This is a genomic window from Phycicoccus sp. DTK01, assembly GCF_017312765.1.
In the GTDB taxonomy this organism is placed as follows: domain Bacteria; phylum Actinomycetota; class Actinomycetes; order Actinomycetales; family Dermatophilaceae; genus Phycicoccus; species Phycicoccus jejuensis.
The window spans coordinates 135054-161392 of record NZ_BOPU01000007.1 but is presented as its reverse complement, the minus strand read 5'-3'; the positions used below and the strand labels follow the sequence as shown (position 1 = coordinate 161392).

The window sequence follows — 26339 nt, the reverse complement described above, 5'->3', positions numbered from 1 at the left end:
CCCCGGCAGCATGCCGGGGCCCGTCGTGCTGTGTCGGGGGCGATGACGCGGTCGAGCGTCAGATCTTGCGCAGCCGGATCTTCGTGACGGCGTGGTCGGCGCCCTTGCTGAGGACGAGCGTCGCCCGCTCCCGGGTGGGCTGGACGTTCTCGACGAGGTTGGGCTCGTTGATCGCCGACCAGATGCCGGCCGCGGTCTCGCGCGCCTGCGAGTCGCTGAGGTCGGCGTACCGGTGGAAGTAGGACTGCGGGTCGGCGAACGCCGTCTGGCGCAGGCGCAGGAAGCGCTCGACGTACCAGCGCCGCACCTCGTCGACCGGCGCGTCGACGTAGACCGAGAAGTCGAAGAAGTCCGAGACGGCGATGGTGCTCTCGCCGTCGGGGCGCACGCCCGGGGGCTGCAGCACGTTGAGCCCCTCGACGATGAGGACGTCCGGCTTGCGCACCTCGAGCGGCTCGGGCAGCACGTCGTAGGTGAGGTGCGAGTACTGCGGCGCCTCGACCACGGGCATCCCCGACTTGACGTCGGCGACGAAGCGCAGCAGCGCGCGGCGGTCGTAGGACTCGGGGAAACCCTTGCGCTGCAGCAGCCCTCGCCGCTCGAGCTCGGCGTTGGGGTAGAGGAAGCCGTCGGTCGTCACGAGCTCGACGCGCGGGGTGTGGGGCCAGCGCGACATCAGCTCGCGCAGGATGCGGGCCGTCGTCGACTTGCCGACGGCCACCGACCCGGCGACGCCGACGACGAACGGGACGCGGCTCGGGCGCTCGCCGAGGAACTCGCTCGTCGCGAGCCGCAGGCCGTGGACGGCCTCGACGTAGAAGTGCAGGAGTCGCGAGAGGGGCAGGTAGACGTCCTCGACCTCGCGCAGGTCGAGGCGGTCGCCGAGGCCGCGCAGGCGCGAGATGTCGTCCTGCGTGAGGCTCATGGGGTGCTCCTCGCGCAGCCGGGACCAGGTCCCCCGGTCCAGCTCCACGTACGGGGTCGGCACCCCGGCGGCCCCGGTCACGCCGAGGCGCGCCAGTGCCTGCTCCGTTGCGGTCACCCCTGCATCATTCCGCATCGGTCCTGCGAGACCGCGGAACCCCCGTCCCCACGGGCCGTCCGGACCCGCCGCCGGGGGCCCGCACGGGCCCGCGCCGGTGCTGGGGCGGGGGCCGCCAGCGGATAGGCTGCCCGCCATGTGTGGAATCGTCGGCTACGTCGGCCGGAGCATGGACGGGACGGCGCTCGACGTCGTCATGGAGGGCCTGAGCCGCCTGGAGTACCGGGGCTACGACTCCGCGGGCGTCGCCCTCGTCACCGACGACGGCGTGAGCACCGAGAAGCGCGCCGGCAAGCTCGAGAACCTCCGTTCCGCCCTCGAGGCGCACCCGCTGGCCCCCTCGCGCACCGGCATCGGCCACACCCGCTGGGCGACGCACGGCGGCCCGACCGACGGCAACGCGCACCCGCACCGCGGCGGTGACGGCGACCGGCTGGCGCTCATCCACAACGGCATCATCGAGAACTTCCACGCCCTGAAGAAGGAGCTCCTCGCCGAGGGTGTCGAGTTCCTCTCCGAGACCGACACCGAGGTCGCGGCCAAGCTCGTCGGGCGCGAGTACGACCGTCTCGGCGACCTCACCGAGGCGATGCGGGCCGTCGTCGGCCGGCTCGAGGGCGCGTTCACGCTCCTCGCCGTCCACGCCGACAGCCCCGGCGTCGTCGTCGGTGCGCGGCGCAACAGCCCGCTCGTCGTCGGCCTCGGCGACGGCGAGAACTTCCTCGGCAGCGACGTCGCGGCGTTCATCGGCTACACCCGCCACGCGCTCGAGCTCGGCCAGGACCAGATCGTCACGATCACCCCGGACGGCCACTCGGTCATCGGCTTCGACGGCGCGCCGGCCGAGGGCAAGTCCTACGAGGTCACCTGGGACGCCGCCGCCGCCGAGAAGGGCGGCTACTCGACGTTCATGGAGAAGGAGATCCACGAGCAGCCGCACGCGGTCGCCGACACGCTGCTCGGGCGCACCGACGAGTCGGGTGCGCTCGTGCTCGACGAGGTCCGCATCTCCGAAGAGCGGCTGCGCCAGGTGCGGCGCATCACGATCGTCGCGTGCGGCACCGCCTCGTACGCCGGCATGGTCGCCAAGTACGCGATCGAGCACTGGACGCGCATCCCGGTCGAGGTCGCCCTCGCCCACGAGTTCCGCTACTGCGACCCGATCGTCGACGAGGACACGCTCGTCGTCTCGATCAGCCAGTCCGGCGAGACGATGGACACGCTGATGGCGGTCAAGCACGCCACCGAGCTCGGCGCGATGACCCTCTCGATCTGCAACACGCACGGCTCGACGATCCCGCGCGAGTCCGACGCGGTGCTCTACACGCACGCCGGCCCCGAGATCGCCGTCGCCTCCACCAAGGCCTTCCTCGCGCAGATCACCGCCTGCTACGTCCTCGGGCTCTACCTCGCGCAGCTGCGCGGCGAGACCTACGCCGACGACGCGAAGGCCGTCATGGCCGAGCTCGCCGAGATCCCCGCGAAGATCGAGGACCTGCTCGGCCGGATGGGCCGCGTGCAGGAGATGGCCGAGTTCATGGCCGACACCCGCACGGTGCTCTTCCTCGGCCGCAACGTCGGCTACCCGGTGGCGATGGAGGGCGCGCTCAAGCTCAAGGAGCTCGCGTACATCCACGCCGAGGGCTTCGCGGCCGGCGAGCTCAAGCACGGCCCGATCGCGCTCATCGAGCCCGGCCAGCCGGTGTTCGTCGTCGTGCCCGGTCCGGACACCCCGCACGAGCTGCACAAGAAGGTCGTCTCCAACATCCAGGAGATCCGCGCACGCGGCGCGCGCACCCTCGTCATCGCCCACGACGGCGACGAGGACGTCGAGCCGTTCGCCAGCGAGGTCGTCCGCATCCCGCAGTGCTCGCCGATGCTGGCGCCGCTGCTCGCGGTCGTGCCGCTGCAGGTCTTCGCGCTGCACCTGGCGACGGCCAAGGGCCTCGACGTCGACCAGCCGCGCAACCTCGCGAAGTCGGTCACGGTCGAGTGACGTCGAGGGCGGCGGCATGACGCCGGTGGCGCGGTGATCGTCGGGGTCGGGATCGACGTCGTCGACGTCGAGCGCTTCGGCGCGACGCTCGAGCGCACGCCGCGCCTGGGGGAGCGGCTGTTCACCGAGGGGGAGCGGGTGCTGCCCCTGAACTCGCGGGCGGCGCGGTTCGCGGCCAAGGAGGCCCTGGCCAAGGCGCTCGGGGCGCCCGTCGGCCTGCAGTGGCACGACGCCGAGGTCGTCCGGGGAGCCGACCGCCGGCCGGCCTTCCGGCTGCGCGGCACCGTCGAGGCGGCCGTCGCCGAGCTCGGCATCACGTCCATCCACGTGTCGCTCTCGCACGACGCCGGGATCGCCTCGGCGGTCGTCGTCGCGGAGCGGGAGGAGCAGCGATGATCGAGGGCCACGGGACCGCCGCGGTGTACGCCGCCGAGGAGGCGCTCATGGCGTCGCTCGCGGACGGCGAGCTGATGGCGCGGGCCGTCGAGGGGCTGGCGGCGGTGGCCGCGGCGCGGCTCGAGGAGCGCGGGGGCCGTTCGGTCGTGGCGCTCGTCGGGCCGGGCAACAACGGCGCCGACGCGCTGTACGCGGCGGCCTCCCTGGCCGAGGCCGGGTACGCGGCCGTCGCGCTCGTCGGTGAGACGGTGCACGAGGGGGCGCGGTCGGCGGCCGAGGCCGCCGGGGTCGTGCTGAGCGGTGACGTGGCGCTGGTCGCCGAGGCCGACCTCGTCCTCGACGGCATCCTCGGCATCGGGGCGCGGCCGGGGCTGCCGGAGTGGGCGGCTGCATGGGTGTCGGCGGTGCCGGAGTCGGCGTACGTGCTGGCGGTCGACCTGCCCTCGGGCCAGGACCCGGCCGGCGAGGTCTTCGACGCCGACGGGGTGCTCGCCGACGAGACGGTGACGTTCTCGGTCGCCAAGCCGGTGCACCTGCTGACCCCGACCGAGCAGGCGTGCGGCGCGCTGACCGTCGTCGACATCGGGCTGGAGGTCGATGCCGTCCCCGTGGTGCGCCGCATCGACCACGACGACGTCGCCGGGATGTGGCCGGTGCCCGGGCCGCGGGACGACAAGTACTCGCGCGGGGTGCTGGGCGTCGTGGCCGGTGGGGAGTCGTACACGGGCGCCGCGCTGCTGTGCACGACGGCGGCCGTCGAGGCGGGGGCGGGGATGGTCCGGTACGTCGGGACCCCCACGCCCGAGGGGCTCGTGCGCGCGCACGTGCCCGAGGTGACGCACGGTGTCGGGCGGGTGCAGGCGTGGGTCGTCGGGCCCGGGCTCGACACGACGTCGCGGGCGGCGGGGTCGAAGGCCCAGCTCGACGCCGCGCGCGACGCGCTCGCGGGGGACGAGCCGGTGCTCGTGGACGCCGGCGGGCTGGACCTGCTCAACGCCGCGGTGCTGCGCAAGCGGGCCGAGCGGGTGACGCTGCTGACGCCGCACGCGGGGGAGTGCGCGCGGCTGCTGTCGCGGCTGACCGGCGAGGACGTGGAGCGCGCGGCCGTCGAGGCGGCGCCGCTGCGGCACGCCCGGCGGCTGGCCGAGGTGACCGGGGCGACGGTGCTGCTCAAGGGGTCGACGACGCTCGTCGTGCCGCCGGGTGAGGGCGCGCCGGTGTGGTCGCAGGCGGACGCCCCGGCATGGCTGGGGACGGCCGGGGCGGGAGACGTGCTGGCCGGGGTGGTCGGGACGCTGCTCGCGTCGGGCCTGCGGGCGGACGTCGCGGGAGCCCTCGGGGCGCTGGTGCACGGTGTCGCCGCCGACCGGGCCAACCCCGGTGGACCGGTGCGCGCCCTCGACGTGGCACGGGCCGTCCCGGCGACCGTGGCGGCCCTCCTCCGCCGCTGAGCCGGAAGCGGAGGGACGGGCCGGGCGCGTTCCTGAGAGCGGGGAGCGAATGTGTACCTTCCCAGCCTCCATGCGGAGCGGAAGGTTTCCCTTCCACCCGCAACCACTGCCATCAGGCCGCAAGGTTTCCCTTCCGCCGGCAACCACTTCATTGCGCCGGGGAAGGGAAACCTCGCTGGGTGGAAGGAAGACCTTGCCGGGTGGGAGGGACTCCTTCCGCGGTGGCAGGGAAACCTTCCGGGATGGAAGGGATTCCTTCCGCGGTGGCAGGAGGCTGGGAGAGCACCTGTTGGGGGTCCGCTCTCAGGTTCGAGCGCTTCCGGGTGGGGGCCGCACCTGGCCGGCCCCGGCATCCGCACCGTGACTGCCTCCGCCGATCGGACCGCATCGGGGTCGCGTCTGGTGACCTCCGCGGACCCGGCCCGACCTGCGGTCCTAGACTGGACAGGCTCATGACCGACCACCCCGCCCCCACCGCACCCGCCCGAGCGACCGCGCCGACGGGTGCGTCCGCGTGGGTGACGGTCGACGCGGCAGCCATCCGCGACAACGTCGCCGCGCTCGTGCGTCGCTGCGCCCCGGCCCAGGTCATGGCCGTCGTCAAGGCCGACGCCTACGGCCACGGCCTCGTCACCGCCGCCCGCGCCGCCCTCGCCGGCGGCGCTGCTTGGCTGGGCGTCGCCCAGCTCGAGGAGGCCCTCGCGCTGCGCGCCGCCGGGGTCGACGCCCCCCTCCTCACGTGGATCTACCCGCCGCAGGCCGACCTCGGCGCCGCCCTCGGCGCGGACATCGACCTGACCGTCGGCAGCCGCTGGAACCTCGACGCCGTCGTCGCTGCCGCCCGGGAACGCGGCACCACCGCCCGCGTCCAGGCCAAGGTCGACACCGGCCTCGGCCGCGGCGGCGTCCTCACCGACTGGAGCGAGTTCACGCACGCGCTCGCGGCCGCCGTCGCCGAGGGCGCCGTCCGCGTCACGGGCACGTGGTCGCACTTCGCGTGGGCCGACGCCCCGCAGCACCCGACCGTCCGCGCCCAGCAGGAGCGCTTCGTCGAGGCCGTCGCCGAGCTCCAGGCCGCCGGCGTCGACCCCGGCCTGCGCCACCTCGCCAACTCCGCCGCGACGCTCACCAACCCCTCCGCGCACTTCGACCTCGTCCGCCCCGGCCTCGCGGTCTACGGGCTCTCGCCCGTGCCCGACCTCGGCAGCCCGGCCGACTTCGGCCTGCGCGAGGCGATGCGCGTGACGGCCCGCCTCACCCAGGTCAAGCGCGCCCGCGCCGGCCAGGGCGTCAGCTACGGCCACGAGTACACGACCGACCGCGACACCGTGCTCGGCCTCGTCCCGATGGGCTACGCGGACGGCATCCCGCGGCACGCCGGCAACGCCGGTCCGGTGCAGGTCGGGGGCCGCCGGTACGCCATCGCTGGACGGGTCTGCATGGACCAGTTCGTCCTCGACCTCGGCCCGGACTTCGACGGCGCTCCCGGCGACGAGGTGACCGTCCTCGGCCGCGGAGCCGACGGCGAGCCCACGGCCCAGGACTGGGCGCAGGCCGCCGGCACCATCAACTACGAGGTCGTCACCCGGATGGCCCCCCGTCTGCCCCGGGTCGTGGTCGGGGAGGGCGCCTGATGCCCACCCGTCCCACCGGAGGGCCGCTCGGGCTGCTCGGAGCCGTCGGCGACCGCGTCCGCCGCGGGCCGGCGATGCGCCCCGACCTCGGCGACCCCGTCGAGGGCTGGGGTCACGTCCCGAGCGAGTCGCTGACGGTGCGCACCGACGACGGCGTCGACCTCCACGTCGAGATCGACGCCCCGCGCACCGCGAGCCGCGGCCGCCGCCACCTCGCCGGGCGCACCCCGACGGTCGTCATGGCCCACGGCTTCGCCCTCACCATGCAGTCGTGGGTGCTCCAGCGGCGCGCACTGCTCGACGAGGGGCTGCGCGTCGTCACCTACGACCAGCGCGGGCACGGCCGCTCCTCCACCCCTGACCTCTCCACGTGCACCGTCGCCCGGCTCGGCCTCGACCTCGCCGCCGTCATCGAGGCCACGTGCCCGACCGGCCCGGTCGTGCTCATCGGCCACTCGATGGGCGGGATGAGCGTGATGTCCTTCGCCGGCCAGCACCCCGACGTGGTGCGCGACCGCGTCCTCGCCGTCGCGCTCGTCTCGACCTCGCCGGGCGGCCACGAGGTGACCGAGTTCGGCCTCGGACCGCTCGTCGGTCGCGTCGTCGGCTCCCTCGGGCCGGGCGTGCTGACCCGCCTCTCCCGCCACGCCGGCCCGATCGGCGTCCTGCGCAAGATGGGCAAGGGCGTCCAGGACCTCGCCGTCGCCCGCTGGGCCTTCGACTCCCCGGTCAGCCCGGCCCTGGTCGACCTCGTCGCCGAGATGATCTTCGAGACCTCGTTCGACGTGATGGCGGCCTTCCTGCCCGACATCGACGGCCTCGACCTCGTGCCGTCGCTCCAGGCGCTGACCGGCGTCGAGCTCCTCGTCATCAACGGCGCCGGCGACCTCATCACGCCGGCCTCGCACTCCGAGGACATCGTCCGCCACGTCCCCGGCGCCGAGCACGTCGTCGTCGAGGACGCCGGGCACATCCTCATGCTCGAGCACCCCGACCTCGTCACCGAGCAGCTGCTCGCGCTCATCCAGCGCGCCCGGCGCGCCGTGGCCGAGGGCGTGCCGGTCAGCAGCAAGCCGCGCGTGCGGCGCACCGTCCAGGACATCTCGAAGAAGCGGCGGGCCGGCCGGGCCCGCAGGGAGGCGGCCTCGTGAGCGTCCGTCGGTTCGTGCTGCCCGAGGTCGACGACACCCGGGCCCTCGGCACCGCCCTCGGCGGCGTGCTGCGGGCGGGCGACCTCGTCGTCCTCACCGGCGGCCTCGGCGCCGGGAAGACCACCCTCACCCAGGGCCTCGGCGAGGCCCTCGGTGTGCGGGGAGCGGTGACCTCCCCGACGTTCGTCATCGCGCGCGTGCACCCTTCGACCGTCGGCGGGCCGGCGCTCGTCCACGTCGACGCCTACCGCCTCGGCGGCGCCCTCGAGCTCGACGACCTCGACCTCGACGCGAGCGTCGAGGAGTCGGTCACCGTCGTCGAGTGGGGCCACGGCCTCGCCGAGGGCCTCGCCGACGACCGGCTCGAGGTCGTCCTCGACGTCGACCCCGAGACCGAGCGCCGCACCGCCACGGTCACCGGCGTCGGCGGCCGCTGGGCGGTCGACACCTCCGACGGCGCCGCACCCGACCCCCTCGCACCCCTCGGAGGAGAGCCGTGCTGACCCTCGCCCTCGACACCTCCACCTCGGCCATCGGCGTCGCCGTCCTGCGCGACGGCGAGGAGCCGGTCGTCGGCGTCGAGGTCAACGCCCGTGCCCACACCGAGCTGCTCGCCCCGCTCGTCGAGCGCACCCTCGCGCAGGCCGGCGCGGGCGTCCGCGACGTCACCGACCTCGCCGTCGGCACCGGCCCCGGGCCGTTCACCGGCCTGCGCGTCGGGATGGTCACGGCCGTGACGATGGGCTACGCGCTCGACGTGCCGGTGCACGGCGTCTGCTCGCTCGACGTCCTCGCCGAGCAGGCGCTGGCCGCCACCGACGCCGACGAGGTCCTCGTCGCGACCGACGCCCGCCGGCGCGAGGTCTACTGGGCCCGCTACCGCCGCGGATCCGACGGCGCCGCCGAGGCCGTCACCGAGCCGGCCGTCGAGGCGCCGACCGGCCTGCCCGCCGAGGTCCGCGCCCTGCCCACCGCCGGCCGTGGTCCGCTGCTCTACGCCGACCTGTTCGAGGCGCCGCTGGCCGACGTCCTCGACGTCGACCCCGGCGTGCTCGCACGGGTCGCCGCGCGCCGCCTCGCCGCCGGCACGCCGATGCCCGTCGAGCCCCTCTACCTGCGCCGCCCGGACGCCCTGACCACCGCGGAGCGCGCCGCGCGATGAGCGCCGCGACCCTCCGCGACGCGCGCTGGCCGGACGTCACCGGCCTCGCGGCGCTCGAGGGGTCGCTCTTCCCCGACGACGCCTGGAGCGAGGCGTCGTGGTGGTCCGAGCTCGCGGCCCGGCCGCGGCGCGACTACGTCGTCGCGGCCGACGACGCGGGCACGCTCCTCGGCTACGGCGGGCTCGACCACGGTGGCGACGTCTCGGACGTCATGACCGTCGCGGTCTCCCCGGATGCACGCGGGCAGGGCCTCGGCCGCGTGCTGCTGGCGGACCTCGAGCGACGGGCCCTCTCCCGCGGCGCCGCGCACGTCTTCCTCGAGGTGCGGGCCGACAACGCGCCGGCCATCGGCCTCTACGAGTCGTCCGGCTACGCCGTCATCAGCCGCCGTCGCCGCTACTACCCCGGGGGCGTCGACGCCCTCGTGATGCGAAAGTCCCTCCAGCAGAACGGAGCCGCAGATGGCTGACGAGCCCCTCGTCCTCGGCATCGAGACCTCGTGCGACGAGACCGGTGTCGGCCTCGTCCGCGGCGAGACCCTCCTGTTCGACGCCATCGCCAGCAGCGTCGACGAGCACGCGCGCTTCGGCGGGGTCGTGCCGGAGGTCGCGAGCCGCGCCCACCTCGAGGCGATGGTCCCGACGATCGAGCGGGCCTGCGCCGAGGCCGGCGTCACGCTTCGCGACGTCGACGCCGTGGCGGTCACCTCCGGCCCGGGTCTCGCCGGCGCCCTGATGGTGGGCGTCGCCTCGGCCAAGGCGCTGGCGCTCTCTCTCGGGGTGCCGCTGCACGGCGTCAACCACCTCGCGAGCCACGTCGCCGTCGACATCGTCGAGCACGGCCCGCTGCCTGAGCCCACGCTCGCGATGCTCGTCAGCGGCGGGCACTCCTCGCTGCTGCTCGTCCCCGACGTCACGCACGACGTGCGCAGCCTCGGGTCGACGATCGACGACGCGGCGGGGGAGGCGTTCGACAAGGTCGCGCGCGTCCTCGGGCTGCCGTTCCCCGGTGGCCCGCACATCGACCGCGTCGCGCGCGAGGGGCAGGTCGTCATCGACTTCCCGCGCGGGCTGACCGGCGGGCGCGACATGGAGCGCCACCGCTTCGACTTCTCGTTCTCCGGGCTCAAGACCGCCGTCTCGCGCTGGGTCGCCGCGAAGGAGGCTGCGGGAGAGTCGGTCCCGGTCGCCGATGTCGCCGCCAGCTTCCAGGAGGCCGTGACCGACGTGCTGACCCGCAAGGCGATCGACGCCTGCCGCGAGCACGGCGTCGGTCACCTGCAGATCGGCGGCGGCGTGGCGGCCAACTCCCGGCTGCGGGCGATGGCGCAGGAGCGCTGCGACGCCGCGGGCATCGAGCTGCGCGTGCCTCGCCCCAAGCTGTGCACCGACAACGGGGCGATGGTCGCCGCGCTCGGCGCGCAGATGGTGCTCAAGGGCCGGCCGCCGTCGGACCTCGGCATCCCGGCCGACTCCTCGATGCCGGTGACGGTCGTCTCGGCCTGACGCGCGCTGCCGGGGCCACCCCCGGCGCGGGACCCCTCAGGCGTCGCCGGGGCTCAGCCAGGCGTGCACGAGCGGCACGACGGACGCGCCCTCGCCGGTCGCCGCGGCCACCCGCTTCATCGAGCCGGCGCGCACGTCGCCGGCGGCGAAGATGCCGGGCACGCTCGTCGCGAGGTTCTCGGGCGGCAGGCCGTCGACCCACCGGTCCTTCGGCACGTCGCGCCCGGTGAGGACGAAGCCGCGCTCGTCGAGCGCGACCTCGTCGGGCAGCCAGCCGCAGTGCGGCTCGGCCCCGAGCAGCAGGAAGAGCCCGTACGCCGGGCGCTGCCGCGTCTCGCCGGTCGTGGTGTCACGCAACGCGACCCACTCGAGGCGCCCCTCGCCGCCGGCGTCCACGACCTGGGTGCACGGCTCGACCGCGATGCGCGGGTTGAACTCGATCTCGCCGACGAGGTAGGCCGACATCGTCTCCGACAGCGACGGCCGGCGGACGACCACGGTCACCGACCGCGCGAAGCGCGCCAGGTGCACCGCGGCCTGCCCGGCGGAGTTGCCGCCGCCGACGACGACGACGTCCTGGTCCTCCATCTCGCGCGAGAGCGACATCGCCGCCCCGTAGTTGACGCCGCGCCCGACGAGCGCCTCGACCGAGGGGACGCCGAGGTGCCGGTAGTCGACCCCGGACGCGACGACCACCGACCGCGCGCTGATCTCGAAGTCGCTGCCGCGCAACAGGTGTGGCTCGCCGTTGGCACCTGCGACCAGCTGCTCGACCTCCCACCCGGTGTGGAAGCGCGTGCCGAAGCGCAGCGCCTGGTTGCGGGCCCGCTGGGCCAGCCGCATCCCGGAGACGCCGCGCGGGAACCCGAGGTAGTTGCGGATCATCGAGCTCGTGCCGGCCTGCCCACCGATGGCGCTGCCGTCGAGAACGATCGTCGAGAGCCCCTCGGACGCCGCGTAGACCGCCGTCGCCAGCCCGGCCGGGCCACCGCCGACGACCGCGACGTCGACGACCGAGGCACCGGCGGCGGCGTCCATCTCGCGCTCGGCCTGCGTGTCGAAGAACGAGCGGGCGACGTCCCGCACGGACGTCGCGACGATCGGGTCGCGGTTGGCCGCCCAGACCCGCGGGTAGCCGGCGTCCTCGGGGAAGTGCTCGGCCACGATCCGGCCGATCTCGCTGTCGGGCTCGACCGAGCGGCAGGGGATGCCCATCCGGTCGAAGAAGTCGCGGACCTGCTGGGCCACGACGTCACCGGGCGGCGCGACGATCTTCGCGACGACGACGTCGGGGTCGGTCGCCGTCCAGCCCCACTCGCTGAGCAGCTCGGTGACGGAGTGGTGGAACTCCTCGTCCCGCGTGCCGCGTGGCATGAGGAGGTAGGCGTCGTACTTGCCCTTGGCCATGCCGGAGCGCAGCCGCGGGGCGTCGGAGAGGAACCGGTCGTACGGCGCGACGACGAGCCGGCGCGCCGTCGGCACGAGGTGGCGCCACTCCGCGAACGCGGCGAGCACGTTCTCCTCGTCGGGCAGGCGCGAGTCGGTGACGAACATCGCCACCTGGTGGCCCTGCGCGAGGGCGTCCTCGGTGACGTCGCACGCCTCGCGGCACGAGCCGGCGGTGCGCAGGTCGTACTCGCGCGAGTAGCGCCAGAAGACGTCGAGGAGGGTGTCGGTGTGCTCGCCGGACGCCAGGACGATGACCGGGGCCGGTGCGGTGGAGGGGGAGGCCGTCACCCCGTCGAGCCTAGGCCGGTCCGGGCCGCGGCGGGAGGGGTGCCCGCCGTCAGTCCCCGGACTTCGACGACGACGAGCAGGGGAGAAGGCCCATCCGGTCCTTGAGGTCGAGCACGCGGTGCACCGAGGCATCGACCTGCTGCGCGAAGTCGTCGTCCTTCGCCGCCTTCGCGGCGAGGGCCTCGAGCATCGCGGGGGCCACGGACGCGTCGCCGGTCAGGGTGATGTCGCCGCCCGCCTCGACGAACTTGACGGCGCGCTGCCCGGGGGAGGTGGAACGGACGGACTGCGCGTTGACGTCGTCGGTGATGACGACGCCGTCGAAGCCGAGGTCGCCGCGCAGCATGTCGGTCACGACCGTGCGCGAGAACATCGCCGGCACGCCGGGATCGATCTTCGCGTAGTTGGCGGAGCCGACCATGACCAGGCCCGCGCCGGCGTCGACACCCGCGGCGAACGGCTCGAGGTAGGCGTCGTCCTTCGTCGTCGTCGGGTCCGTGATGCCGGTGCTGTGGAAGTCGGTGTTGTTGCGGATGCGGCCGAGCCCCGGGAAGTGCTTGACCGTCGCCTCGACGCCGCCGTCGAGCATCCCCTCGATGAACGCCGTCGACGCCTTCTCGACGGTCTTGGGGTCCGACCCGTACTCGCGCTCGTACTTGCCGATCGGCTCGTTGCCGCGGCCGAGGTCGGCCGGCACGGTGTCGGTGACCGGCGCGAGGTTGACGTTGACCCCGGCGTCCTTGAGCTCTTCCGCCCAGCCGGCGGCGGCCTTGCGCAGCGCGGAGGAGCTCATCTGCGCCTGCTCGCTCGCGGTCGGCGGCCGGGTGAAGCCCTCGCCGCGCAGCTGGTGGACCTCGCCGCCCTCCTGGTCGGCGGCGATCATCAGGTCGATGCCGGCGGTGGCCTTGCGGGACACGAGCCCCTGGAGGTGCTCGGAGGTGGTCGACACCTTCTCGGCGCCCTCCCAGCCGCCGAGGTAGATGACGTTGCCGACGTGGTCCTTCGTGATGGTCGTGTCGAGCGCGTCGAGGGAGGCGTTGGTGTCGAAGCCGACCATGAGCAGCTGGCCGAGCCGCTGGTCCGCGGTCATCGCCTCGTACGTCGTGTCGGCGCAGGTGGCGGACGCGGTCGGCGACGGGGTCGCCGAGGCCGACGGCGACGCGGCGGTGCTCGGCGCGGACGCGCTGGTCGGGGCCGCCTCGGGGGTGCCGGTCGAGCAGCCGGCGAGGGTGACGGCGAGCGCCCCGGTGAGGGCGAGCGCGGCGCGGCGGGGGTGGGGTCGCGTGGGGGTGGTCACCCGAAAACGCTACGTGACCACCCGGCGGGCCGAGGAATCGCGCTGGTCGCGGCGCCGGCAGCCACCGTCGATCACGCCGCGCGCCGGCGGCTCAGTTGATCGCCTCGATGCCGAGCTCGGCCAGCTCGCCGGAGGAGTCGCGCAGGCGCTGGACGAGCGCGGCGTCCGGGGGTTCCCAGTCGAGCACCTCCGCGACGACGCGGACGCCCTCGGTCGTGCGGTAGGAGCGCGTCGGGTTGCCGGGGAAGCGCTTGTCGGTGACGTTCGGGTCGTCCTCGAGCGGGCCGAGCGGCTCGACCCGGTAGACGCGCGGCGGCCCGTCGCCGCGCGCGAGCTCGGCGGCCAGGGGAGCGCCGTTCGACGAGGCCGTGACGTAGATGTGCCTCATGGGTCTGCCCGTGCCGTAGTTCGAGCGCCATCCCGGCGTCAGTACGTCACCGGGACGGACGTCGGCCCGGGTGCCGTGGAAGAACGGGCCGGGGTCGTCCACGACGCGCTTCGGCGGGGAAGGGTCGCGCAGCAGCACGTCGAGCCGGTGCAGGAGCGCTGCCACGCGGCCGCCGCCCTCCGGCGCCCGGGGGTAGCGGGACAGGACGTCGAGGACGACCGGGCCCGCCCGCCGGGCCGCGGCGTCGAGCACGTACTCGGCGACCACGGGGTCGTCGCCTCGGTACAGCTCGGCGGCACGGGCCGCGTGCACCGCGGCGCCGAGGACGTGCCGCAGCTGCGTGGCGTTGGCGAGCGGGTGCAGGTAGGCGGCGGCCGCGGCGTCACCGGCGGCCGTCGCCGCGTGCTTCGCCGCCTCGGTGGATGCCTCCCGCCCGGCGCGGTGGGCGTCGGTCGCGGTGTGCCGCTGGAGGTTCGAGCGCGGCGCGCCCTGCGCGAACTCGCGGGCCGCGGCCAGGGCGGCCCGCGGCCGGTCGTCGTCGGGGTGCGCTCGGTCCCACACGACGAGCGCCGGCTCGGCGCAGTCGGCGGCGTACCCGGCGACCGCGCGAAGCTCGTCCGTCGTCAGCTCGAAGTCGGCCACCCGCTCGAGTCTGGCACGACGCGTCCGCGACCGCTGGCCCCAGACGGTCACGTGCGGTCAGACACCAGCGACCTACGCGGCGGAATGCCGCAGGTAGCAAGGGGCCCTTCCGATCGAGCTGACGACTTGGGACACTCGGCCATGGGGATGTCCGAGTCTGAGATTGCAGCACTGGTCGGGGTGGCCGTACTCCTGAACGGTCTCGGGGTACTGGCCTGGCGCCGAAGCGTGGTCGGCAGGTGGTTCATGTGGGCGCTCGGCCTTGCGCTGCTCGCTATTCCTGTCGACCCAATGCAACTTCCCGGCATCAGTACAGCCGGATGCGTCGTCGCGCTTGCCCTCACCCCAGTCGGTCCCGTTGCTCTTCTTCGGCATCGCGCGAATCACAAGCCGTTGCCAGCCCGCTAGCTGGGCGCTCTACGCCGCGCACTGACTCAGGTTTCGGTGGCGACCAACCGGTGTCACGAACTGCGCCGAGTAGGCGAGAGGTCGCGCTCGACTATCCGCGGTCAAGCAGGTCGGCGGCATGCGTTGGCCAACTAGCCCGGAGCCGTTGACCCATGTGACTGCCTAACGTCTACAAGGTGGACATGTCGAGTGTCCCTAGCGCGCAGCTGTCGGGCGAGGGGGTCCTCGTATGTCGTAACGACTACCTGTCTTACAGAGCCGTCGCCTGCGGTGACTCTGGAGAGCATATTCGCCACGTGGCGGCGAACGTCAGGGTCTAGATGTTCGAGGGGTTCGTCGAACCAGATGAAGTCCGCTACAGAGGTGAGATGGGCGACAACCAGACGGAGCAGGATGGTCGCCCCTATCCCCTCGCCTGTGCTGAAGGAGTCGAAGGGGACGTCGTGGCCGTGGATTTGTCGGGTGATGGTGCCATCCGCGCGGGTTGTAAGCGAGCCTCGATCTGGGAAGAGTGCTGCCCAGCGCTGATTCACTTCGGTCGCGATCGGACTGACTGTGGTCTCAAGTACTTCATCGAGGGTCGCCTGGGTCGTCTCGGTTGCGACGCGCAGTTTGGCTTCGCGGCGGAAGAGGCGCTCGAGTTCACGCATGGCCTGATCGGCGTCGCGCGCGGCTTCCAGATCGCGTTGCGCCTGAGTGGCGTCTGCCTTGGCCTCGACGAGCGCGTTCATCACCTCGGTGACGGCAAGGCCGGCAGAGTCACGTTCGTCATCCGCGAATGCGGCGGTGTCTGGATGGGTCGGTTCGGCCGGAAGGGCCGGCATGTTCGTGAGGACGGCCTGAAGCTCCAGGAGCTGGGTGCGCTGGTCCGCGAGATCTGTCTCGATGTCCGCCAACTCGGCAGCGCGCTGTTCGAGTGTGGCGAGCTCGTTGTCGGCTTCGATATGGGCATTGTCGATGGTCTGGTCATCGAGGGGACGTCGGCAGACGGGGCAGTCGGCGTGGGACTCGTCGAGTCGTAGGCGATTGGCCGCGACGGCGTCAGCTTGGCTCGCGGCGACGGCGATGTCCACGCGAACGGTGCCCAGTGATTCTTCGAGCGACGCCACGGCGATCCGAATCGTCTCTTCAACAGTCTCCGCTGTGGTCCTGAACCCCGTCTTCTCTGAGATTCTGCGCGCCACTTCTTCAAGTTCTGCGTGGCGGGCTTGACTGGCGGCGAACCAACTTGCGCGCGCATCTTGAAATCGGAAATACTCGCGCACCCTCTCTCGGCGGAGGTGTGCTGCTTCCAGCCGCACCGTTAGCCCCTCCACGCTGACTTGCGTATCTTGGACCAGTTGGGAGAGGTCGGCGAGCCGTTTCGCGCTGGCCGAGTGGGCCTGCTTGATGCTTCGGATCCCGCGATCGTTGTCTTTCTTCAGTCGGTCGAGACGCGAAAGCGCGGAGCGAAGGCCGTCAATACCAAAGAGCCGACCGAGGTGGTTCTCCAAACCGAGGGTGTTCGGTTTGTCGTCAATGCGGTTCGGGGCCGGCATGGTGAGGCGCGCGAGGAACGAAAGGTCAGTCTTGTACTCCGATGTGAGGAGCCCCGGCAGCTCCGCTGATGCTACAGCGGTGCCATCGATGGCGATTCTGGGGCCCGGCTGAGTGTCCCTGCGGGTCCGTGGACGGTTGATGGGCCGGGCGATCGTGAGGACTCGACTGCTGGGAAGGATCAGTTCGACCGTGGCCTCGGCCGAGTCTGCGCCGACCCGGATCGCTGCTTCAGGCGTGGGGCCGAGAGTGCCGAAGAGCGCCCATCGGGCGGCCTCAATCATGGATGTCTTTCCGACACCGTTGGTGGCGACGACGAAGGTCACACCCTCATTGAACTCGATCTCGACGTCGGCGTAGTTACGCCAATTACGGAGCCGGAGACTCTTAATCATCGGGCTCCTCCAAACCGAGTTCGGCGATAGCTGCATCGAAGTCTGTGTCCGATGCGGCGGCGGCGACGAAGCGAGCGACCGCGGATTCGGTTGTTGGTTCGAGTTGCCAACCGGTTAACTTCTCGGGGGTCCGGGCGCGGCTGCCCTCTGTGCGTACACGTGAAGTTGAGTCGAGGGCGTGTCGATGGGCGGCGTCGTGAACGTTGATTCCGTGAAGCCGTGGGTCGGACCCGCCCAGCACCTCCCACGCCACTATCGCTCCGTCTAGGTACTTGGCGAGGGTGTCGATGAGCCCGAAGCCACTGATAGTGAACATCGGAGAGGACGCCTCGCCGATGGGAAGGTTGATCCCGGTGCGCATGTGCGCTCGAGTGAGAAGTACCGACGCCCACTCGCTGGTAGGTCCATCGCTCGGGACGGAGACAACAACTGCATCTGCGTCCCCTTCGATGCGAGTGAGTGGCTCAAGTGCTTCGAGGATCGCCGAAAGGTCGAACATTCGAGGGGGATTGCGGTGTCTGTTCGCGACGACCGCCAAGACCGTGGTGTCGAGGTAGAAGGCCTTAAAGAAGGACTCCAGCGTCAACTCGTTCACGTGCTGTGACATCCGTTGAATCCGATGGCATTGCACCCCCCAGATGCGTGCTTCGAGCTCGTCACTGATCGTCTCGAAGCTTCGCTGCCAGAACCCGTCGGGTTCGGGGTTCACCGTAGCGGCGTGTTCCACATCTGGGTCGGCGGTGAACTGTGGACCGAGGCCCAGATCGTGCCGCCTGTCTGATGCCTCGAGGGCGTCCAGCCGGCCGTCCCAGACCACGGGATGCAGCTGGAGCAATTGATTGTGGAAGTCGTCGCGGTCGGCTTTCGCTGTGGCGTAGTTCCATTGGTCGTGGTCAGCGAGCGCAACTCCTGTTGGCAGCCGGTGCTCGCGGGTAGCGAGAATGACTTCTTCAACCTCTGCTCGCAGGTCTATGACGTCAAGACGGTTGATGAACGCGTCGACGTGAATGTGGGTTCGTAGGGACACGAGTGCCAGCGCGCCGATGCCTAGAACGGTTGCGTCGGGTTCTATCGAGATCGACGTCTCGTCGGCAAGCGAAGCATCGAGCGCGACAGGGACCACTTCGACTGCGTGGGACCCGACTAGATCTCGAACCCACACGAGGAGGGCTTCATCGTGTCCGGCGCGCCAAAGCTCTCCTGCAGCGGGCCGTATATCCGCCGGGTGCGTCGACTGCATGGCTTGCACAAGCCGTGCTGAGACCAGGGGCGTGTCGGATGAGAGTCGTGCAGCTAGGTCTAAAGAGGGTGGTGGAGGGTCCTCGCTTCGCTTCAGGCGGTTGACCCGGATCTTGCAGACAGCGCATCGCGACAGGTGGCGCGCCGCAGCCGGGCTGAAGTCGTCGTTGTCGTTGGAGACGAGATCGCCCGTGTGGTTGCGCGCGGCCGCAAGTTCGCGAGAGGAAAGATGGGGACGGCTGTACATCGTCATCCTTCCGTCCTTGAGGCAGTACTGGTCGGTTCTTGAGACGTCGGACCAGGTCCGTTCGTCCAGTCACGAAACCAATCGGAACACAACTGATCGAGATGACGTAGTGCCCCGCGGGCGTCGTCGTAGGCTGCGAGCAATCTGGCGAACTTTGCGTGGAGCGCCGTCCGCATGGTCGCAGCGCGAGACTTGCTCATTCCGAGAAGGTCACCCAACTCGCGCACGGTCGAGCCCTGGTTTGCATGGAGGATCCGTTCGTTGTCGTCGAGGAGGTCGAAGATCTGCACCGCGATATCACGATCTTCGACCTCTGCATCTGGTGCCGCGTTCGGATCGGGCGGCTCCAATCCGATTTCCAACATTGGGTCCAGGGCTTCTTCGGGGAGAACCCGGCGGACGTCGAGCCGCTCCGCGACGGCATGCGCGATGTCGGCTGCGGACACGGAGCCGTCAGCAGCAGACAGAACTGCGTGGATCATGCCGACGAACGACGCACGGTCAGCGGCAGGAGCGTCGCGCGTCTCGCTCGACCATGCGGGCACAACGACCTCTACCCCCTTGAGGGCGGCGGACAAGGCGCTTGCCGGCGCAACTGACGGATCAATTGGGCCCCCGGCAAGGCGCCAACGACGTGGGTTGGCGGCCGCGACCTCGAACGATGCCTCTGTCTCGGCTACCTCGTTGATGCGACGGATGAGCTTCCCGATGTCAGTTCTTCTCGCTTGATCCCGCAGGAAATTCTGGACGTAGGTATCGAGCAGACGCTCGAAGGAGGGTTGGCTGGTGGCCGAGACGAGGAGCGCCGTGATGCGCCGTTCCCCACGATGGCCGTAAAGAAACTCATGGGCGGTCTCGTAGACGGCGTCTTCGTCTGCCCACGATCGATACCCGGCCGGCGGCGGGAAGTTCCGTGACGTGGCAACGCTTCGGACTGACTCATAGAGCAGCCGGGCGAGTTCGTCATTCCACTGACCGGTCCTCGAAAAGTGGTCGAACGCGCTCATCCGGCCACTCCGACGGTCATCTGGGATCGGCCGCGCGACGAATCCTCAACGAAGCTGATACGCCTGCCCGTGCCCAACTCCATCCGCCTCCCCGTAGCGGCACCGGTAACCCGTTCCACCCGGCCAGCCCTGTTGCTTCGCGTTCCAGCGCTATGACTGCCTCACCGTAGCGAGTGGTGGCCCCGGCACTCGCCTTATCAGGTGAGGAATCTGGCGCACGAGGGCGTCGCCAGCGTCAACCAGCGAAGACCTCGATGAACCCGCTCCACTCGCTCTGCGCGGTCCCTGGACAGATACGGACGGTTCGACGTTCCACCAGGGCGTAACCGAGACAAGCGCAAGTGCCCAGGGAGAAGAACGATGACCGGTCCGAACAAGCGCACAGTGCAGAAGCGTCCCGACGGGAAGTACGAGGTCGTGAAGCCGGGAGCGAGTCGCCCGTCCGCGGTGACCCGAACTCAGGCGGACGGCATCGACCGCGCCCGCACGATCCTCCGCAACGACGGAGGTGGAGAGCTCGCCGTCCGTGCCGGCGATGGCACGATCCGCCGTCAGGACACGATCGCTCCGGGGAACGACCCGCGGAGCAGCAAGGGTTGATGGTGGCCGCATCGCGTGCCGCAGCGACCCGCGTCCGGGCACATCAGAACGCCGGTGTGGGCGCTGGACAGGATCCAGCGGTCCGACGTCTCACATCGGTGAGACGCCTGCCCCGCCCCGGGGACACGCAGTCCGGCGTCCGATACCAAGGAGGAAAGATGGCACGGAAGATCTACTGGGTTCAGTTCATCTCCCAGTCATGGGCAGTGCGCCACTCGCAGCAGACCCTCAGCACCCACGTGCTGAAAGACGACGCGATCGCCGCCGGCGTCAAGGTCGCGAAATTGAACCAACCCAGCTCGCTCAAGATCTGCCGGAGGGACGGCACGATCGAGGACGAGCGAACCTACGGCAACGACCCCTTCCCGCCCAGGGGGTGACATAAGAGTGGGTGCTCGCGTCGGTGGACAGAAGTGCGCCGCGGACACGGGCACCCGCGGACAAACCATTCGAACAACAGCGTCCAAAGGATGACGAGGAGAGGAGTACTGCGATGACAGCAGCGGCCCAGGAACAGGGCAAGAAGAAGGACAAGCAGTTCGAGGCCGTGATCAACGGCACCGAGACACCGCTGGAGCACGACGTGCTGACGTACGAGGAGCTCGGTCAGGTCGCCTACCCGAACCACGACCCGGAGGCGAAGTTCACCGTCACCTACCGCAACGCCGACCCGTCGCACGGCGGCACCCACAACGGCACGCTCGTCGCCGGCGAGTCGGTCACCATCAAAAGGAAGGGCACCACGTTCGATGTCCGGCTCACGACTCGTTCGTAACAGCCCCGACCTGGCCCGCCTGGTGCAGGACGGCTTCGCCGTCCGCATCGTCAACGGGTTCCTTGTCGTGGACGACATCCCGTACGTGGATGACGCTGCTCAGGTCCAGTGGGGTTCCTTCCTCTGCCCACTGGACCTGAGCGGCACCACCGCGGCGCGGCCGACGACGCACGTCATGTGCTTCGTCGGGGGCGTGCCGCGAGAAAAAAATGGCCAGCCGATCAGGCACTTGGTCAACGACAGCGTCGAGAAGTGGTCCGCGAGCGCGGACCTCACGGCAGCCTGTGGATTCTCGCAAAAGCCAGAGGGCGGGTACGGCGACTTCTACGAGAAGGTCACCTACTACACGGCCATGGTCATCGGTCCAGCACAGGCAGTGGACCCCTCGGTGAACCCGTACACCTACAAGCCGATCGAGACCGACGAGGACGACGGTGTCTTCCTGTACGTCGACACCTTCACCAGCCGTGCCGGAATCACCGCGTTGAACGGCCACCTTGCATTGGAGAAAGTCGCCATCGTCGGACTCGGCGGCACCGGTGCACACCTGCTGGACGCGCTTGCCAAGACTCCGGCGCTCACCGTCCACCTCTACGATGCCGATTTCTACCGCACTCACAATGCGTTCCGGGCCCCGGGCGCGGCCAGCCTCAGGGACCTTGAGGCAGGCTTGACGAAGGTCGAGTACTACACGCGCAAGTACTCGGTCATGCGGCGCGGCATCGTCCCCCACCCTGTCAACGTCACCGCTGACAATGTGGGCGAGCTCCTCGACGCTGGCTTCGTGTTCCTCGCCATGGACACCGGGCCCGACAAGAGGGTGGTCATCGACGCGCTCACCCAGCACGGCATCCCGTTCATCGACACAGGCGTCGGCCTCAGCAATGACGCTAATGGCATCGCTGGCCAGATCCGGATCACGACCTCGACCCCGGGATGTAGCGACCATATCGCCCAAGACGAACTAATTTCCTACTTCGCCGGCGACGACGCCGAGTACGACACCAACCTCCAGGTCGACGAGATCAACGCGCTCACCGCCAACCTCGCCATCATCCGCTACAAGAAGTTCCTTAAGTTCTACGCCGACATAGAGCATGAGCACCACACTGTGTTCGTCGTCAACTCCGGCGACCTGCACCACCGGTACGGCGTGAGCGACCTCGCACGTCACGAGGACGGCGACCAGCCTGAGGTCGCCGAACACGATGGCGGTCCCGAAGGGCTCATCGACCATGTGAACCCGGTTGAGGCCATCCAGGATGAACGCGTCGCCGACACCGACGTCGACGGTGACGCGGCATGAATGCGACAACCCTGAACACCGTCTTTACCAAGTCCATCCCCGCCGTTCCGGAGGCAGAGACCCTCTACGTGTCGATGGACTACCAAACCGCCGTCCACCTCTGCGCCTGCGGATGCGGAGCCAAGGTCGTCACTCCCATCGGACCGAACGACTGGGTGCTCACGTTCGACGGCACCGTCACTCTCCTTCCCTCGATCGGTAGCGGACAGCAGCCGTGCCGGTCTCATTACTACATCCGTCACGACCGCATCGACTGGCTACCGCAAATCTCCAAGGCCGCGACCAAGACTGCGCTGGCACGGGACCACGCTGTGCACGATCGGGCGCCGGAAGTGTCGACGATCCGCGAGCCCTGGTGGCGGCGTGCGTGGAGCAGGTTCCAGTCCAGCGATCTGGACTGAGGGGACTTCACGGCTGCCCTGACACCCCGCGTCCTTATGGGCGGTATGACGTGACTATGCGTGCGTCGACAGGAGACGTCGACGCAGCTCCGGGCCCTGGTGTTGCCGGTGACTAGGTGGGTCCTGACGCCGAGGCAGCTCGATCGTGGATGATCGGTCTCGTGCAGCGGATCCCGGTGGTGCTTGATGTCGACACGGGCGTCGATGACGCCTGCGCCCTCCTCCTCGCGGCGCTCCATCCGGGGCTCGACCTGCGGGCCGTCACGTGTGTCGGCGGCAACGCACCGCTCGCCGACGTCGTGCGCAACACACTCGTCGTCCTTGAGACAGCCGGCCGGGCCGACGTGCCCGTCGGCGTGGGTGCCTCCCGTCCCCTCCTCGAGCAGCCGGTCGACGCCCGCCACGTCCACGGCTCCGACGGGATGGCCGACCTCGGGATGCCCGCACCGACCCTCGAGCCGGACGCCCGCATCGCCGTCGACCTCCTGCGCGACACCGTGCTCGGCGCAGCCGAGTCGGGAGAGCCGGTCACCCTCGTCCCCCTCGCCCCGATGACGAACATCGCCCTCCTGGCGCGCGTCCACCCCGAGGCCTTCGCGCGCATCGGGCGCATCGTCTTCATGGGCGGCGGCGCCAACGTCAGCAACGCGACGGCCGCCGCCGAGTTCAACGTCTTCCACGACCCCGAGGCCGCCGCCGTCGTGCTCGACGCCTGCGCTGCCCACGAGGTGCCCGTCGCGATGTACGGCCTCGACGTCTTCTACGACCCCAAGGTCACCGACGCCGACGTCGAGGCGCTGCGCGCCGTCAACACCCCGGTGGCCCGGCTCGCCGCCGACCTCATCTCGTTCCACCACCGGCGCTTCGCCAACGACGGCGCGACCATCGGTGACGCCGGCGCCGTGGCCATGCTCCTCGCGCCCGACGCGGTGCGCGCCGAGCGGCGTCCCGTCCGCGTCGAGCTGTCTGGTACGTGGACGCGCGGGCGCACCATCGTCGACACCCGCGACTGGAGTGGCGACATGGCGCACGACCCCCACGGCGTCTCGCCCGCGATGGTCGAGGTCGCCCTCGAGATCGACGGCCCCCGCATCGCAAGGCTCTGGCTCGACACCGTCGGAGGGGAGGCCCGATGACCGGCCGCGTGCTCGTCCTCGGCTCGCTCAACGTCGACCTCGTGACGCGGGTCGAGTCGCACCCGCGCCCGGGGGAGACCGTGCTGGGGGAGGGCCTGCGCCGCCTCGCGGGCGGCAAGGGCGCCAACCAGGCCGTCGCCGCGGCGGCGGCCGGCGCCGACGTCGCGATGGCCGGCTGCGTCGGCGACGACGACGGCGGTCGCGCCTACCGCGAGCGGCTCGCGCGCCTCGGCATCGACGTCGAGGCCGTCCGCGTCGTCGAGGGCGAGACCTCCGGCCACGCCATCGTCCAGGTGTCCGACGACGGCGAGAACACGATCGTCGTCGTGCCCGGCGCCAACCACCACCTCGGGGCGCCGGAGGTCGACGCCGTCCGCGCCCTCGGGCCGGACGACGTCCTCGTCCTCCAGCTCGAGGTCCCCCTGACCGTCGTCTGCGAGGCCGCGCGGGTCGCCGCCGGACGCGGCGCCCGAGTCGTCCTCAACGTCGCCCCGTGGTCGGGGCTGCCCGCCGACGTCGTCGCCCTCGGCGACCCCGTCGTCGCCAACGAGCTCGAGATGCAGGCGCTCGCCGAGGCGGGGGCCGAGCCGGCCTCGCTGCTCGTGACCTTCGGGGCCAACGGGGCCTCGTGGGACGGCGTGACGATGCCGGCCCACCCGGTCGAGGGCGGCGTCGTCGACACGACGGGAGCCGGCGACGCCTTCGTCGGCGCGCTCGCGGCAGCCCTCGCGCGCGGCGCCACCCGCGAGGAGGCGCTCGACGCGGCGCTCGCCTCCGGCGCCGCCGCCGTCGCGCGCGAGGGCGCGCAGCCCGACCCCTACCTGTGAGTAACTTCGCGCGTCACGGAGCCGCCGAAGGCCGGTAAAGCCGTGTCAGGGTGGCGACATGGCCGCCACCGATGCCGTCCGCACCACCGACCCGACCCGTCGCGCCCAGCCCGCCCTGGACGCCGACCCCGCCGCCCTGCGCGCCGTCCTCGACGGGCCGCACGCCGCCGTCCGCGACGAGGTCCGCGCCGCGCTGGCCGAGCACACCGACCTCCTCGACGAGCAGCGAGACCTGCCCCGGGCCGAGCTGCGCCGCCGGGTGCGCGACCTCGTCGTCGAGATCGGCGAGCGCGGCCAGGCCGCCCACGGCTTCCCCCGCTCGGTCGGCGGCGGTGGCGACATCGGCGCCTCCATCGCGTCGTTCGAGACGCTCGCCTACGGCGATCTCTCCGTCGTCGTGAAGTCCGGCGTGCAGTTCGGGCTCTTCGGCGGCGCCGTGCTCCAGCTCGGGACGCGCGCCCACCACGAGCGGTACCTGCCGGACATCCTCTCCGGGCGGCTGCTCGGCTGCTTCGCGATGACCGAGACCGGCCACGGCAGCAACGTCCAGGCGCTCGGCACCACCGCCACCTACGACCCCGCCACCGACGAGATCGTCGTCCGCACCCCCGACGACGCCTCGCGCAAGGACTACATCGGCAACGCCGCGGAGGACGGCGAGCTCGCGGTCGTCTTCGCCCAGCTCGAGGTCGGCGGCGAGGCCCACGGCGTCCACGCGGTGCTCGTCCCGATCCGCCGCGACGGCGAGGTGCTGGCCGGCGTGCGGGTCGAGGACTGCGGCACCAAGCTCGGGCTCGAGGGCGTCGACAACGGCCGCCTCTGGTTCGACGACGTGCGTGTGCCGCGCGCCAACCTCCTCGACCGCTTCGCGCAGATCGACGACGACGGCACGTACCGCTCGAGCATCGAGAACCCCAACCGGCGCTTCTTCACGATGCTCGGCACCCTCGTCCAGGGCCGGGTCAGCGTCGGCGGGGGAGCGCTCGCGGCATCCAAGGTGGCCATCGAGATCGCCGTCCGGTACGGCCTGCGCCGCCGCCAGTTCGAGGCGCCCGGCACCGAGGACGAGACCCTGCTCCTGGACTACGGGATGCACCAGCGCCGGTTGCTGCCGCTCGTCGCCCGCGCGTACGCCCTGAGCGCCGCCCAGCAGGAGGTCGCCCGGCAGCTGCACGAGGTCTTCTCGCTGGAGACCCCCGAGGCGCCCGAGCGCGACGTGCGCGCCCTCGAGTCGCGCGCCGCCGGCCAGAAGGCGCTCGCCACCTGGCACGCGACGCACGCCATCCAGGAGTGCCGCGAGGCGTGCGGCGGCGCCGGCTACCTCTCGGCCAACCGGTTCGCGGCGCTCAAGGCCGACACCGACGTCTTCACGACGTTCGAGGGCGACAACCACGTCCTGCTCCAGCTCGTCGCCAAGGGGCTGCTCACCGACTACTCCTCGTCCTTCGAGGACCTCGACCAGCGCGGGATGGTCCGCTTCGTCGCCGGGCTGGCCGTCGACACCGTCGTCGAGCTCACCGCGGCGCACCAGCTGCTCGAGCGCATCCGGGACGTGCTGCCGACGGGGCGCGACGGCGCGGACACCGACGCCGGGCTGCTCGACCCCGACTACCACCTGGCGATGCTGCGCTTCCGCGAGGAGCACCAGGTCGCGGGGGTGGCGCGTCGGCTCAAGGCGGGGGTCGACGCCGGCCGGCCGCCGGGCGAGGTGTTCAACGACGTGCAGGACCACGTCATCGCCGCGGCCCGCTCGCACGTCGAGCGGCTCGTCGTCGAGGCGTTCGTCGCGCAGGTGCGGGCCCAGCCGGAGGGGCCGACGCGCGAGGTGCTCGGGGCGCTCTGCGACCTGCACGCGCTCGTGACCATCGAGGCCGACCGCGGCTGGTTCCTCGAGCACGGGCGGCTGTCGGCGCCGCGCTCGAAGGCCATCACGCGGGAGGTGACGGCGCTGCTGCGGCGCCTGCGGCCCGTTGCGCTCGAGCTCGTCGAGGCGTTCGGCATCCCGCCGGAGGTCCTCGGCGCGCGCGACCTCGTCGGCCCCTGACCCGGCCGGGTGACTC

The 26339-nt window shown here is 71.3% G+C and carries 24 protein-coding genes; 17 read left to right on the top strand and 7 right to left on the bottom strand.

The features are described from left to right. Nucleotides 1-58 precede the first annotated feature (58 nt). A complete protein-coding gene (gene coaA / locus J3473_RS15205) occupies nt 59-1042 on the bottom strand; it encodes a type I pantothenate kinase (RefSeq protein ID WP_242525901.1) in 984 nt (327 codons plus the stop codon). 136 nt (nt 1043-1178) lie between these two features. On the opposite strand from coaA, the gene glmS reads away from it, so the two are divergent. The 9 genes from glmS to tsaD all read left to right on the top strand — a co-directional run bounded on the left by glmS (nt 1179) and on the right by tsaD (nt 10338). Further along, complete coding sequence (gene glmS / locus J3473_RS15200) at nt 1179-3038, top strand: glutamine--fructose-6-phosphate transaminase (isomerizing) (RefSeq protein ID WP_207024746.1); 1860 nt, start codon at nt 1179-1181, stop codon at nt 3036-3038. A 33-nt stretch (nt 3039-3071) separates the two neighbouring features. Continuing rightward, a complete protein-coding gene (locus J3473_RS15195) occupies nt 3072-3434 on the top strand; it encodes a holo-ACP synthase (RefSeq protein ID WP_030528844.1) in 363 nt (120 codons plus the stop codon). Then, entirely contained in the window at nt 3431-4885 is a 1455-nt protein-coding gene (locus J3473_RS15190; RefSeq protein WP_207024744.1) for a bifunctional ADP-dependent NAD(P)H-hydrate dehydratase/NAD(P)H-hydrate epimerase, read from the top strand. Before J3473_RS15195 ends, J3473_RS15190 begins: the two co-directional genes overlap by 4 nt. A gap of 452 nt (nt 4886-5337) precedes the next feature. Continuing rightward, entirely contained in the window at nt 5338-6519 is a 1182-nt protein-coding gene (gene alr / locus J3473_RS15185; protein ID WP_207024742.1) for an alanine racemase, read from the top strand. Beyond that, the gene (locus J3473_RS15180) at nt 6519-7670 is read left to right on the top strand and encodes an alpha/beta fold hydrolase (RefSeq protein ID WP_207024740.1); all 1152 of its coding nucleotides are present in this window, start codon (nt 6519-6521) and stop codon (nt 7668-7670) included. Before alr ends, J3473_RS15180 begins: the two co-directional genes overlap by 1 nt. After that, complete coding sequence (tsaE, locus tag J3473_RS15175; RefSeq protein WP_207024738.1) at nt 7667-8173, top strand: tRNA (adenosine(37)-N6)-threonylcarbamoyltransferase complex ATPase subunit type 1 TsaE; 507 nt, start codon at nt 7667-7669, stop codon at nt 8171-8173. The genes J3473_RS15180 and tsaE overlap by 4 nt, the downstream gene beginning before the upstream one ends. After that, nucleotides 8167-8832: a tRNA (adenosine(37)-N6)-threonylcarbamoyltransferase complex dimerization subunit type 1 TsaB gene (gene tsaB, locus J3473_RS15170; RefSeq protein WP_207024736.1), complete on the top strand. Its 666-nt coding sequence runs from the start codon at nt 8167-8169 to the stop codon at nt 8830-8832. Before tsaE ends, tsaB begins: the two co-directional genes overlap by 7 nt. Next, the gene (gene rimI / locus J3473_RS15165) at nt 8829-9302 is read left to right on the top strand and encodes a ribosomal protein S18-alanine N-acetyltransferase (protein ID WP_207024734.1); all 474 of its coding nucleotides are present in this window, start codon (nt 8829-8831) and stop codon (nt 9300-9302) included. Before tsaB ends, rimI begins: the two co-directional genes overlap by 4 nt. Continuing rightward, entirely contained in the window at nt 9295-10338 is a 1044-nt protein-coding gene (gene tsaD, locus J3473_RS15160) for a tRNA (adenosine(37)-N6)-threonylcarbamoyltransferase complex transferase subunit TsaD (RefSeq protein WP_207024732.1), read from the top strand. Before rimI ends, tsaD begins: the two co-directional genes overlap by 8 nt. 36 nt (nt 10339-10374) lie before the next feature. On the opposite strand, the gene J3473_RS15155 is transcribed toward tsaD, so the two are convergent. From J3473_RS15155 to J3473_RS15130, 6 genes are all read right to left on the bottom strand, one after another. Next, nucleotides 10375-12075 (bottom strand): FAD-dependent oxidoreductase, encoded by a 1701-nt coding sequence (locus J3473_RS15155; protein ID WP_242525900.1) that lies wholly within the window; start codon nt 12073-12075, stop codon nt 10375-10377. 49 nt (nt 12076-12124) lie between these two features. Further along, complete coding sequence (locus J3473_RS15150; protein ID WP_242525899.1) at nt 12125-13372, bottom strand: glycoside hydrolase family 3 N-terminal domain-containing protein; 1248 nt, start codon at nt 13370-13372, stop codon at nt 12125-12127. 91 nt (nt 13373-13463) lie between these two features. After that, on the bottom strand, nt 13464-14402 hold the full coding sequence (gene arr, locus J3473_RS19750; RefSeq protein WP_207024727.1) for an NAD(+)--rifampin ADP-ribosyltransferase: 939 nt from the start codon (nt 14400-14402) through the stop codon (nt 13464-13466). Nucleotides 14403-14941: 539 nt separating this feature from the next. Next, nucleotides 14942-16741, bottom strand: coding sequence for an AAA family ATPase (locus J3473_RS15140; protein ID WP_207024725.1), 1800 nt, complete (start codon nt 16739-16741; stop codon nt 14942-14944). Further along, nucleotides 16734-18233 (bottom strand): hypothetical protein, encoded by a 1500-nt coding sequence (locus J3473_RS15135; RefSeq protein ID WP_207024723.1) that lies wholly within the window; start codon nt 18231-18233, stop codon nt 16734-16736. Before J3473_RS15135 ends, J3473_RS15140 begins: the two co-directional genes overlap by 8 nt. Beyond that, nucleotides 18230-19234, bottom strand: coding sequence for a hypothetical protein (locus J3473_RS15130; RefSeq protein WP_207024721.1), 1005 nt, complete (start codon nt 19232-19234; stop codon nt 18230-18232). The genes J3473_RS15135 and J3473_RS15130 overlap by 4 nt, the downstream gene beginning before the upstream one ends. 360 nt (nt 19235-19594) lie before the next feature. Between J3473_RS15130 and J3473_RS19810 the strand changes: the two genes are divergently transcribed. The 8 genes from J3473_RS19810 (at nt 19595) to J3473_RS15090 (ending at nt 26323) form a co-directional block, all read left to right on the top strand. Then, the gene (locus J3473_RS19810; RefSeq protein WP_207024719.1) at nt 19595-19834 is read left to right on the top strand and encodes a DUF2188 domain-containing protein; all 240 of its coding nucleotides are present in this window, start codon (nt 19595-19597) and stop codon (nt 19832-19834) included. Nucleotides 19835-19992: 158 nt separating this feature from the next. After that, entirely contained in the window at nt 19993-20214 is a 222-nt protein-coding gene (locus tag J3473_RS15120) for a DUF2188 domain-containing protein (RefSeq protein WP_207024718.1), read from the top strand. Between the two features lie 113 nt (nt 20215-20327). Then, nucleotides 20328-20609, top strand: coding sequence for a multiubiquitin domain-containing protein (locus tag J3473_RS15115; RefSeq protein WP_207024716.1), 282 nt, complete (start codon nt 20328-20330; stop codon nt 20607-20609). Continuing rightward, on the top strand, nt 20584-21915 hold the full coding sequence (locus J3473_RS15110) for a ThiF family adenylyltransferase (protein ID WP_207024714.1): 1332 nt from the start codon (nt 20584-20586) through the stop codon (nt 21913-21915). The genes J3473_RS15115 and J3473_RS15110 overlap by 26 nt, the downstream gene beginning before the upstream one ends. After that, nucleotides 21912-22316: a DUF6527 family protein gene (locus J3473_RS15105; RefSeq protein ID WP_207024712.1), complete on the top strand. Its 405-nt coding sequence runs from the start codon at nt 21912-21914 to the stop codon at nt 22314-22316. The genes J3473_RS15110 and J3473_RS15105 overlap by 4 nt, the downstream gene beginning before the upstream one ends. A gap of 179 nt (nt 22317-22495) precedes the next feature. Beyond that, on the top strand, nt 22496-23452 hold the full coding sequence (locus J3473_RS15100; protein ID WP_242525898.1) for a nucleoside hydrolase: 957 nt from the start codon (nt 22496-22498) through the stop codon (nt 23450-23452). Further along, nucleotides 23449-24279, top strand: a complete 831-nt coding sequence (locus J3473_RS15095) for a PfkB family carbohydrate kinase (protein ID WP_030528822.1) — start codon at nt 23449-23451, stop codon at nt 24277-24279. Before J3473_RS15100 ends, J3473_RS15095 begins: the two co-directional genes overlap by 4 nt. A gap of 58 nt (nt 24280-24337) precedes the next feature. After that, nucleotides 24338-26323: an acyl-CoA dehydrogenase gene (locus J3473_RS15090; protein WP_207024708.1), complete on the top strand. Its 1986-nt coding sequence runs from the start codon at nt 24338-24340 to the stop codon at nt 26321-26323. The last annotated feature ends 16 nt before the right edge of the window (nt 26324-26339 follow it).

Excerpts from the sequence above, each read along its gene's own strand:
- tsaD (WP_207024732.1), top strand. The coding sequence starts at position 9,295 with ATGGCTGACGAGCCCCTCGTCCTCGGCATCGAGACCTCGTGCGACGAG.
- J3473_RS15130 (WP_207024721.1), bottom strand. The coding sequence starts at position 19,234 with ATGAGCGCGTTCGACCACTTTTCGAGGACCGGTCAGTGGAATGACGAA.
- J3473_RS15140 (WP_207024725.1), bottom strand. The coding sequence starts at position 16,741 with ATGATTAAGAGTCTCCGGCTCCGTAATTGGCGTAACTACGCCGACGTC.
- J3473_RS15190 (WP_207024744.1), top strand. The coding sequence starts at position 3,431 with ATGATCGAGGGCCACGGGACCGCCGCGGTGTACGCCGCCGAGGAGGCG.
- J3473_RS15105 (WP_207024712.1), top strand. The coding sequence starts at position 21,912 with ATGAATGCGACAACCCTGAACACCGTCTTTACCAAGTCCATCCCCGCC.
- J3473_RS15115 (WP_207024716.1), top strand. The coding sequence starts at position 20,328 with ATGACAGCAGCGGCCCAGGAACAGGGCAAGAAGAAGGACAAGCAGTTC.
- J3473_RS15180 (WP_207024740.1), top strand. The coding sequence starts at position 6,519 with ATGCCCACCCGTCCCACCGGAGGGCCGCTCGGGCTGCTCGGAGCCGTC.
- J3473_RS19810 (WP_207024719.1), top strand. The coding sequence starts at position 19,595 with ATGACCGGTCCGAACAAGCGCACAGTGCAGAAGCGTCCCGACGGGAAG.
- J3473_RS15120 (WP_207024718.1), top strand. The coding sequence starts at position 19,993 with ATGGCACGGAAGATCTACTGGGTTCAGTTCATCTCCCAGTCATGGGCA.
- J3473_RS15110 (WP_207024714.1), top strand. The coding sequence starts at position 20,584 with ATGTCCGGCTCACGACTCGTTCGTAACAGCCCCGACCTGGCCCGCCTG.
- alr (WP_207024742.1), top strand. The coding sequence starts at position 5,338 with ATGACCGACCACCCCGCCCCCACCGCACCCGCCCGAGCGACCGCGCCG.
- J3473_RS15095 (WP_030528822.1), top strand. The coding sequence starts at position 23,449 with ATGACCGGCCGCGTGCTCGTCCTCGGCTCGCTCAACGTCGACCTCGTG.
- J3473_RS15090 (WP_207024708.1), top strand. The coding sequence starts at position 24,338 with ATGGCCGCCACCGATGCCGTCCGCACCACCGACCCGACCCGTCGCGCC.
- glmS (WP_207024746.1), top strand. The coding sequence starts at position 1,179 with ATGTGTGGAATCGTCGGCTACGTCGGCCGGAGCATGGACGGGACGGCG.
- rimI (WP_207024734.1), top strand. The coding sequence starts at position 8,829 with ATGAGCGCCGCGACCCTCCGCGACGCGCGCTGGCCGGACGTCACCGGC.
- J3473_RS15135 (WP_207024723.1), bottom strand. The coding sequence starts at position 18,233 with ATGACGATGTACAGCCGTCCCCATCTTTCCTCTCGCGAACTTGCGGCC.